Source organism: Anabaena sp. UHCC 0399 (genome assembly GCF_034931465.1).
Lineage (GTDB): Bacteria > Cyanobacteriota > Cyanobacteriia > Cyanobacteriales > Nostocaceae > Trichormus > Trichormus minutissimus.
The window spans coordinates 114459-122024 of record NZ_JAYGGZ010000014.1 but is presented as its reverse complement, the minus strand read 5'-3'; the positions used below and the strand labels follow the sequence as shown (position 1 = coordinate 122024).

The following is a 7566-nucleotide window of genomic DNA, read 5'->3' as shown; positions in this document are numbered from 1 at the left end:
TTATGAGTGTAGAGCATAATATTATGAGTCAATAGTTAATAGTCATTAGTTATTCTCTCCCCAATCCTCAATTTAAGAATTTAAAAAGTCTAAATGCTCTCCCGATATAGAGCGTAATTTTTCTAAAGAACCTTGAACTTTTAACTTACCTTGATCTAGCAACACGACCCAGTCAGCCCGATGAATTACTTGGGGACGGTGGCTAATTAAAATAGTATTTTTACCTTGACGATGTTTAAATAACTTATCTAAAACTTGTGCTTCACTAACTGGATCAAGTCCAGCAGTTGATTCATCCAAAATTAATACTGGTGGATCTGTAACGATGGCTCGTGCTATTGCTAATCTTTGCCGTTGTCCGCCAGAAATATTTGCGCCAAATTCGCCTAAAATAGTTTGATATTTCTCAGGAAGTTTACTAATAAAGTCATCAGCCTCAGCAATTTGACAAGCACTAACAATCTGCTCAAATGTAACATTAGGCGTACCTAAACGAAAATTTCCAATAATAGAACGACTCCAAAAATGAGCATCTTGAGGGACTAAAACTATCTGTTGACGTAGACAATCAAGAGCCAGGTCTTCTATGTTATAAAGTCCTATGCGGATATTACCGGATTGTAGAGGATTTGGTCAATATCTCGCAGACGGCTGACAATTTCTCCACTCCATCGAGCCTCATAATAAGAGAGTGGTAATTGTAATATTTGTCGTCTAAATTCTAAAACTAAGCCTAATTGTAGACGTTGAGCAAAGTGAGCAATTAAGTTAGATTGTACCCAAGATAAACTACTAGAAATCACATTCATCACTACCACAGCGATCGCCATCGTAGTCAGTAGTTTAGTATCACCGCGAACCAACACATCATCGATAAGAATTTGTAGTAAGAAGGGAGAAGCTAAAGATAAAAGTCCCAATAATGTATTTAGGGGTAAACCCTGCGCTAAAATCCCCCTAAAAGCCCAAATCCGCTTAAAGAAACGCTAAAAACCACCAACTTTGTCATTCTCTTGCTCATGAAACTTGATTGGATCAGGTTCAAGCAATAGCATTAACCAATCACTCCACCCCTCTGCTAAATCTTGTGGAGACAGATAACGCAGACCGACAGCAGGATCAGCAATTATACATTTTTTGCCTGATCAGACAATTTGTTAAGTAAAGACTGGTAGAAGTCTTTTAGTATCTGCGGAAGATAGGAGATGTTACAGCATCTCTGAAGAGGTCTAAACCGAAGAATGCACCTACGCCTAATGTGTAGAACAGATTGTTCCAGTCAAAAGCAAAAGAGGTGAAAATTGGTGCATCGCCACCGTTAACGAGTGCAGATTCTTGAGATGAGATTTCAGTAAATAATGTATCTTGCATGATTTTTATCCTACAATGAGAATGTTTGCATTTAGTGTTGGCTGGGAGTTAAAAGTGATTTTTATGTCGCCTCAACTCCCCGCTTAGTTAAGACAATAAGTAAAAACACCAGGACTCGTCATGTAGTATTTCTGCAAACTTATTTACCAGATTTGGCAACTTGAATTGCACTATTATGCCACGACCATGTCCGAAAAATATATCTAGCCAGTGGAATCCTTTCCTAGAGCCAGTTAGCTATCACTCCAGGAAACATTCCAGCCACCTCTAGCCAACTCTTATAGGTATCGAAAGACTACAATCAGTACATTGGACTCACTATGAGTCAATCTGTAAAAAATATACTACCTCCAGAGAAATATAGCCACGTGCTGTCTAAGAAATATCTTCCCGAATCCACAACGCCAAACCTCCACCACGTCCACGCGCAGCAATTAAATGTGCGTTAACGAGAAAGAAGGAAAAAAAGGGTAGTTTAGCGATAGGTTGGTTGTAAAACTCTTCAGGTTGACCTTGACTAGAGCGAATTTGTTGCCGATAAATGATACGACCAAATAAACTGAGGAACATCTGGGTAAAGTCAAAAGCCAGTATATTTTTCTTGCCTAAATACTTTGCTGGCCCTGTAAGCTTCAACAATATTGACCCCAATTGTACCTGATTAGCAATTTCACCTCTATTTAAATCTTCCTCTGGTGTCGTGTTAAAGGAAATATAAATAGTAGCCAGTTTTGGTACATACCAACCCTTACCTAAAATTATTCCTCCTCTTTCTCTAGCTTTTTTTGTCCCAGTAGCAAAACATAAACGCCATTTACCCACCAGAAACTCAAAATTGTAATTCAGTCGTTCCTGTTTGGTGATTGTTTCTGCTGCTAATAACGCATTCACGACTTCCTCCGTTGTCGGAAGTTGATTTTTTTGGTCTCGATATGCGGCAGCAACTTGAGTTAAAATGCTCAGAAAATTATGTCTATTGTTAGATGTCATGTTACTTTAATTTTTAAAAGTTCAATTTTAGATATAAAATATTATTATATGGTCTTTATTACACCAAACCAATACTGACCAAATAATGTGTTGCGGTAATCCATCGCAGACATCACCTGATTTTGTGCTTAAAAATAAAAAGCGATCGCCTAGATTCAACCTGGTGCAACGATGCTCCGCCCCACCGTAGGCGATCGCTATTAGATTTTAGAGGCCAGCAATTATTAATTTGGCATATTGATCATCAAAACATCTAACGTTACCAATAAATATAAAAATTTTGGCTGACGATTCTATACGATCAGTGCTTTAGATAAAAAAGGTTGAGAAATAAATAATTTTGTGAAGATTTTTTTCGTCCTTATTCTTTCTAATGGTACAAGACAAATGAATAATAATAGTGCAATTTAAAATTAGAGCAATGTCAATCTAAAGTGTAAATATGGTTAAATACCTGACTACATCTCAAATATTGTGGCTCTACCTTTAAATCTGAATATTTAAAACAGGAAAGAGAATATTATGACACAGCAAAATGCGACCCAACTATTGCAAGCTGTTAAAGAAGATCAAGCATTACAAGCAAGACTCAAAGCAACAGATAATCCAGAAGCCTTCATCAAGATTGCTAAAGAGTCTGGCTATGACTTCACAATTGAGGAACTAGAGGCTGAAATCAGCCAACTCTCAGACGAAGAATTGGCAGCGATTGTTAATCCAGGTTGGGGTACTAGACGACACATTCATCCTAGATAATTTCTCAACTTAATAAAGGTTCAGGACTTAATCTAATAAACTCCTACCCCATTAGATTGAGTTCACCTTACCCAAGGTCTGTATTTGCTGTAGATTGTATCCTGCTGCTTGGAGTGGCTCGATAATATCTTGCTGCAAATCTGGGATATAGCAAGCAATCAGATTAGTTTGACCATCTGGAATAATTTGAACCTCGCCAATAGCTGCTGGCAAGATACAAGATTCCCCTTGTTCAAGCCGCTCAATACCAGCAGCAAATTCTAGCTGCACAACACTGCTAACATTGGAGAGAATCACACAGCGACGTGGATGAGATAGTTCTAAATATGGTTCATTCAAAATCCATCTTTCAAGGGCAAAGTAAGTCCCTGCACAACCAAAAACCCGAAAATTAGCTCCTGACTCTAACCTTAGTCCACCATGTGGACGAGGTTGATTATGGTTTTTTAGCTCATCAAGGGCAGCATTAATATTGGCGTACCACTCTAGTTCGTTGTATTTGTTGCCATACAAATCCGTTGGCATCACAGATTGAGCTAGATTTGAGGTTTGTTGAATTTCAAAAACAAGTGTATCTGGGCCAAAAGAGTGAATGATACCCGCCGGCACATAGACAGTATCCCCCGCTTGAATTGAGTGACGCACCAACACAGAATCGTAGTCACAGGCTGTAAAGGCTTCAAATAGCTGCTCTCTTGTAAATTCTGATTTAAGCCCAGCTAAGATTGTTGCTCCTGGTGCAGCCCAAAGAATGTGCCAAGCTTCGGTTTTACCATTTGGTTCATTGTGCAAATTTTGAGCCGTTTCATCATCGGCGTGGAGATGTACGGGCAGCATATGAGAAGCATCAATAAACTTGGATAGTAGAGGGAAGTATGGCCCATACCAGCCCCTACCCACGAGTTTGTTAGGGTGAGCTAATGTGAGTTCATGCAAGGTTCGACCAGCCAAATAACCATTAACAACAGTTCCTGTTTTGTCTTTGTAGTCGCTGACTTCCCAAGTTTCAGCTATTATCCCAGAAGGTAAGCCACGCTTTCCGAGTCGTTCTGGAATCAGCCGTTCTCCAAAAGTGTATTTTTGGATATTAGTAGTTAACTTCAGTGGATACCAATCCATTAAAATCTGACCTAATCATATATCCAGTTTCTATCCAGTAAGATGGCAATGCCTCTATCCATAGGTTAATAAAAATATGAGTCTCGGAGAAAACGGAATCAGGTAACTTAAACATGAAAAAGTTGGATTACATCACAACAATGGAAAAGGCAACATTTGGGGCAGGCTGTTTTTGGAGTGTAGAGGCGGCATTTCGCCAGATAAAAGGAGTAGCATCAAGCTCAGTTGGCTATATGGGAGGGCATTTTCCTCACCCGTCTTATCTTGATGTTTTATCGAGGATAACTGGTCATGCTGAGGTAGTGCAGGTACAGTATGATCCTCAACTTGTGAGTTATGATGACTTATTGACCGTGTTTTGGGATATCCATGACCCGACAACCCTAAACCGCCAAGGGCCAGACAAAGGAGAACAGTACAGGTCTGTGATATTTTTTCATAATACCCAGCAGGAAGAAGTAGCGAAGCACTCAAAGGCGAAACTTCAGATATCGGGTAGGTTTGAACGCGATATTGTCACAGAGATTAAGCCTGCGGGTGAATACTACTTAGCAACGCCAGAGCATCAACAATATTTTGAAAAAAAGCGAAGACACTGATTTTACTCTGTGACCTTTACTCCATATCCTTGCAACCAACAACCAAATCTCTCAAACTTGGATGTCTTAATGACTAACGCGCAGTGGCTCTGCACATATCTATTCCGTATATTTCCGTGAAGTAATTGTTCATAACACCAAAAAATATATCACAATTAAATTACTAGTTTTTATTAAAAATTAGGTCTGTGATCAATCTGCAAATTGTCTTTGGTGTGGTTGGGGTAGTTTTAACTCACAACTTAGGCAGGCCTACCAACAAATAATGGGAGGTGACAACAGATGGATGCTAATAAGCTCCTGGATTTATATGCAGCAGGAGAAAGAAAATTTGAGCAAACAAATCTGCATCAGATAAATCTTTACGCCACTGATTTGAGCGGAGTAAATTTTACAGAAGCAGATTTAAGTGGTGCTAACCTCAGTCACGCCAATTTGAATGACTGTAATTTTAGTCGAGCTAATTTGACTGATGCTGATTTGAGTGGAGCTAGCTTGATTGGTGCAAACTTAACTGAGGTTAACCTCATTGGCGCAGATTTAATGAAAGCCAACCTCAAAGACAGTAACCTGACTCGTGCTGATTTGCGCGGTGCTAATTTAATGCTAGCCAACTTATTAGGTGCAAACCTCTATGAAGCAGAAATGAGCGGAGCTAATTTCACTGGTGCTAATTTCAAGCAAGCCAATTTGATTGGTAGCAATGTCATAGAAGCGGAACTGAGTAGTGCCAATATGGTTGATGTAATCATTTCTGAACGAGAAATGACCGGAACAGTGATGCGTATAGGATTATCTCACAGATGGGTGACTTGGGCTGGGTGTCACTGATGAATCAAAAATGCAGGCAATAGCAGGTTTTATTACCCTAAAAATAAACAGACAGTCGCCATAATAGAGTTAACCTCTAACTTGCGACTGTCTTTTGTTGTCCATGCCAATACAAATGCAGTATATTGCATTATTTGTATGCAGCCAGTTGCTGCTCATCAATGAGTTAGTACACCAAGGGTGCTATACCGCGCATCTTACGCAAAGAGTTTATACAAGCAGGACAGTCACAATTAAATAAATCAGTTGCTGCATCACTTTCTTCGATGTTGAACTCTAACATAGGAGTATCATCGCTAGAAAACTCAATCTCCGGCTGATATTTAGGAATTTGTGCTAAGACCGAAGCCCTAGCACATACTAAACCTACTTTATGCTTATTTCTAATACAGGACAGCCGATCTGTGGTTTTAGCTTCTGGCTCAATAGCTTGTGCTTGATTCACCATAACTGTCATAGACAACATAGATGCAATCATCACAGGACTAGAAAGCAAGCTAAGTATAAATTTGTTCATGGGGTTCCTTGGAAAATAATCCTGATAGTCCAGAATACTCCGATTAAATTTTACAGAGAAAGTAAATGTCTATCAGGACATAGTAACAAAGGAGAATGGGGAGTGGGGAACTCGCGGCCCCCTCTGGGGATAAGGGGTAATGGGGAGTGGGGAGTCATTAGTTTTTATCTTCTACACCCCCAAACCCCTATCTCAATTAGTGAAAATTGACATTGTGTCTAATTAAATTCATAAATTCTTCGCGGGTTCTAGCGTCTTCTGAAAAAACGCCGCGCATGGTGCTGGTAACAGTCCAAGAACCAGGCTTCTGCACGCCGCGCATTACCATACACATATGAGTGGCTTCTATTACTACTGCCACCCCTTGAGGTTTGAGTAAATCTTGCAAAGCATCAGCAATTTGCACGGTGAGACGTTCCTGCACTTGTAAGCGTCGTGCATACATTTCACAAATACGGGCAATTTTTGATAATCCTATGACTTTGCCATTAGGAATATAGGCAACATGGGCGCGACCAATAATTGGTAGAATATGGTGTTCGCAGGAACTGAAAATATCGATATCTCGAACCAGTACCATTTCATGAGCATCTTCTGTAAATACTGCTCCATTTAACAGTTCGTCCAGAGATTCATCATATCCCTTTGTCAGAAACTGTAGGGCTTTCATTACCCTTTTTGGAGTATCTTTTAGCCCTTCACGGTCTGGATCTTCTCCTAATCCAATCAACAATGTTCGCACAGCCTGCATCATTTCTGCTTCTGTGATAGTTTGCTTTTCTTTAGGTGCTAAAGATAACATTACCTGATCGGCAGAAGTCAGATCGGGACGAATCGATAGAGTCATTTGTGAGTTTTCTGAGAATGTTGAATAATCGGTCAGTTTTCAGATGAAATTCTGACTTATGAGAAACTGTAATATATCTTAACACTTCTTGAGTATATCAAATTTTGATAAAGCTGTGTGTTGAGTAACCTAGTACAGCTTGATGTAAATAAACCAACTATTCAAAATCAACGCAACACTTACGCTGTATTCATTTTAAATTTTTGGGAAAGTGGGTGGTGTCGGTTTCCGTCTCGCCAAACTTTCCATGACGAATTTTAAATTTTGAATTCCGCTTTGCGGTACTAGTTGTGTGATCACCCCAAATGAGGTCTTTGAATTTGGTAATTGGTCACGGCTAATCTTATAAATGTCTCACGGTCTTGTCACATTAACGCAACAAAAGATTTAGTCCAGATTTTGAGTAAAAGAGAGTGCTTGAAAAAAATATGGTTTACATAGATAAATTGATATAGACAGAAAGCTCAGTTTATACATATTTATCTGAAGTCTGCTTTTCAAGGAGATTAAATATGTTTTTAGTCGAAACTTAAGAT

At 39.3% G+C, this 7566-nt stretch carries 9 protein-coding genes and 1 pseudogene; 4 read left to right on the top strand and 6 right to left on the bottom strand.

The annotated features are described in order from the left end of the window. Positions 1 to 72: 72 nt before the first annotated feature. The 3 genes and pseudogenes from VB693_RS10460 to VB693_RS10450 all read right to left on the bottom strand — a co-directional run. Positions 73 to 1124 (bottom strand): annotated as a pseudogene (locus VB693_RS10460) (ATP-binding cassette domain-containing protein); the annotation flags it as partial. Positions 1125 to 1182: 58 nt separating this feature from the next. Beyond that, a complete protein-coding gene (locus VB693_RS10455) occupies positions 1183 to 1371 on the bottom strand; it encodes a hypothetical protein (protein WP_323266206.1) in 189 nt (62 codons plus the stop codon). 375 nt (positions 1372 to 1746) lie between these two features. Next, complete coding sequence (locus VB693_RS10450) at positions 1747 to 2361, bottom strand: hypothetical protein (RefSeq protein ID WP_323266205.1); 615 nt, start codon at positions 2359 to 2361, stop codon at positions 1747 to 1749. Between the two features lie 122 nt (positions 2362 to 2483). Between VB693_RS10450 and VB693_RS10445 the strand changes: the two genes are divergently transcribed. Then, a complete protein-coding gene (locus VB693_RS10445) occupies positions 2484 to 2618 on the top strand; it encodes a hypothetical protein (protein WP_323266204.1) in 135 nt (44 codons plus the stop codon). 265 nt (positions 2619 to 2883) lie between these two features. Then, complete coding sequence (locus VB693_RS10440; RefSeq protein WP_323266203.1) at positions 2884 to 3117, top strand: Nif11-like leader peptide family natural product precursor; 234 nt, start codon at positions 2884 to 2886, stop codon at positions 3115 to 3117. A gap of 51 nt (positions 3118 to 3168) precedes the next feature. On the opposite strand, the gene VB693_RS10435 is transcribed toward VB693_RS10440, so the two are convergent. After that, positions 3169 to 4236, bottom strand: a complete 1068-nt coding sequence (locus VB693_RS10435; RefSeq protein ID WP_323266202.1) for a class I mannose-6-phosphate isomerase — start codon at positions 4234 to 4236, stop codon at positions 3169 to 3171. A 140-nt stretch (positions 4237 to 4376) separates the two neighbouring features. Between VB693_RS10435 and msrA the strand changes: the two genes are divergently transcribed. Both msrA and VB693_RS10425 read left to right on the top strand, forming a co-directional pair. After that, entirely contained in the window at positions 4377 to 4835 is a 459-nt protein-coding gene (gene msrA / locus VB693_RS10430) for a peptide-methionine (S)-S-oxide reductase MsrA (RefSeq protein ID WP_323266209.1), read from the top strand. A gap of 282 nt (positions 4836 to 5117) precedes the next feature. Further along, complete coding sequence (locus VB693_RS10425; protein ID WP_323266201.1) at positions 5118 to 5666, top strand: pentapeptide repeat-containing protein; 549 nt, start codon at positions 5118 to 5120, stop codon at positions 5664 to 5666. 166 nt (positions 5667 to 5832) lie between these two features. Here VB693_RS10425 and VB693_RS10420 read toward each other — a convergent pair whose 3' ends face one another. Further along, positions 5833 to 6183, bottom strand: coding sequence for a hypothetical protein (locus VB693_RS10420; protein ID WP_323266200.1), 351 nt, complete (start codon positions 6181 to 6183; stop codon positions 5833 to 5835). Positions 6184 to 6379: 196 nt separating this feature from the next. Further along, on the bottom strand, positions 6380 to 7030 hold the full coding sequence (gene folE, locus VB693_RS10415) for a GTP cyclohydrolase I FolE (RefSeq protein WP_323266199.1): 651 nt from the start codon (positions 7028 to 7030) through the stop codon (positions 6380 to 6382). Between the last annotated feature and the right edge of the window lie 536 nt (positions 7031 to 7566).